We start from the raw sequence: 1257 nt of genomic DNA on the forward strand, positions 1-1257 counted from the left end.
TGGTTGGGCCCCCGTTAGCAGTCCAGCGTCTATGCGATAGCTGATTGGTTTTCTTGCGTCCAGTTTTCCCAGTAGCGGTTGGGCGTCATGCCGTCCAGGGATCCGTGGGGCCGTTCATGATTGTAGATAGCTTTCCATTCCTCGGCCAAATACGTCGCTTCGGCCATGGTGTCCATGATTTCTCCGGAGAGCTGTTCCCTTCTGAACTGGGCGTTGAAGGATTCGATGAAGCCGTTCTGCCACGGTGATCCCGGGTCGATGAACGCGGTGTCCACGCCGGCGGTATTGCACCAGTCGATCAGGGCGGCCGCGGTGAATTCGGGCCCGTTGTCGCACCTGACGTAGGTCGGGGCGGTGCCGGTTTCGGCGATGATGTTCTCCATCACCGCAACCACGTCCGAGGCTTTGAACGACCTGCGCGGGATGATGGCCAGGGCGGTGCGGGTGTATTCATCGATGACGTTGAAGAACCGGATATGCCGGCCGCAGGAAGTCACGTCGGACTGGAAGTCGAAGCTGACCACGTGCATCGGATACTCCGCCCTGAGCCGTTTCTGCTCCCCGGCGCCGGGTCCGGTCCGCCGTTTCTTCCTCGCCCTGGGTTTACAGACGAGGCCTTCGTCGCGCCAGATCCGGCGCACCCGCTTCCGGTTCAGTGCCACCCCGGCCCACTCCGGCTGGGCCAGCAGGTGCCAGCGGGCTTTCCGCCAACCCCACGCCGGATGCTTCACCGCCACGGCGCGCAGCTCCGTCCGCAGCCGGACCTCCTCGAAACCCACGTCAGGCTTCTTCTTCCGAAAAGCGGACCGGTTCTGGCCCAGAACCTTGCAGGCGAAACGTTCGGAAGCCCCGAACTTCTCCACCGCCATGCGCACGGCACGGCGGCGGGGTTCGGGGCTCAGAATTTTCCCTTGGCCACCTCGCTCAGAATGTCATTAGCGAGGATCTGATCGGCCAGCAGCCGCTTGAGCCTGGCGTTCTCCTTCTCCAGCTCTTTAGTCCGTTTGGAAGCCTCGGCGTTCTTCTCGGACCCGTACTGGGTCAGCCACCGGTACCAGGTCGCCTCGGTGACCTGGAGCTCCTTGATGACCTCGACCATCGGGCGTCCGTCATTGAGCATCTTCTGGCCCTGCCGGACCTTAGCGATGACCTGCTCGGGGGTGTGTCTGCGTGCCATGATTCGTGAATTTCCTCCTGTGTCCATTCTCGGACACGAAACTCACACAAACACTGGACTTCTACACGGGGACCCAACCA

Annotated in this window: 1 protein-coding gene; it reads right to left on the minus strand. The window is 61.9% G+C overall.

What is annotated here, in order from left to right:
* Positions 1 to 29: 29 nt before the first annotated feature.
* Positions 30 to 1177 (minus strand): IS3 family transposase gene (locus ABD059_RS14015; protein ID WP_343881102.1). Its coding sequence is split into 2 segments (ribosomal slippage): positions 30 to 904 and positions 904 to 1177, totalling 1149 coding nucleotides; the frame shifts between segments, so codons are not numbered across the junction.
* Positions 1178 to 1257: the final 80 nt, after the last annotated feature.

The sequence above is a fragment of the Arthrobacter flavus genome, assembly GCF_039526005.1.
Taxonomy (GTDB): domain Bacteria; phylum Actinomycetota; class Actinomycetes; order Actinomycetales; family Micrococcaceae; genus Arthrobacter_D; species Arthrobacter_D flavus.